The sequence below is a fragment of the Tamlana crocina genome (assembly GCF_012037625.1).
The window spans coordinates 1-410 of record NZ_JAAVJS010000331.1 but is presented as its reverse complement, the minus strand read 5'-3'; the positions used below and the strand labels follow the sequence as shown (position 1 = coordinate 410).

Below are 410 nucleotides of genomic sequence, written 5' to 3'. Positions count from 1 at the left end.
CGGAAAATCTGTGAAGCAGAGTCAGCTGGGCCTCATTTTTAACGGACTTCTGAAAGTTCCCATGCAGTTCTTTATTTTGCTGGTTGGAGTGATGGTTTTTGTGTTCTACCAATTCAATTATTCCCCACTCAATTTTAATCCGGCGGCGACCAATGCGGTAGAGAATTCTGAAATGGCTTCTGAATATGAGGCGCTACAGCAGGAATTGGAAAATATTCAGGATCAAAAACAGGAAAAAAGCCTGGCTTATGCCAACTCCGGAAGCTTTGATGATAAGGACAGAGACAGTTTTAAAAATGACCTTATTCAGTTAAATAAAGCCGAACTTGCCACCCGTGCCCAGGCAACAGCACTTATCTCTAAAGCTGACGCTACCGTAGAGACCAACGACAAGGATTATGTGTTCATTC

At 42.9% G+C, this 410-nt stretch carries 1 pseudogene; it reads left to right on the top strand.

Annotated features, from left to right (window positions below):
• Positions 1 to 61: 61 nt before the first annotated feature.
• Positions 62 to 410 (top strand): annotated as a pseudogene (locus HC176_RS16965) (sodium:solute symporter); the annotation flags it as partial.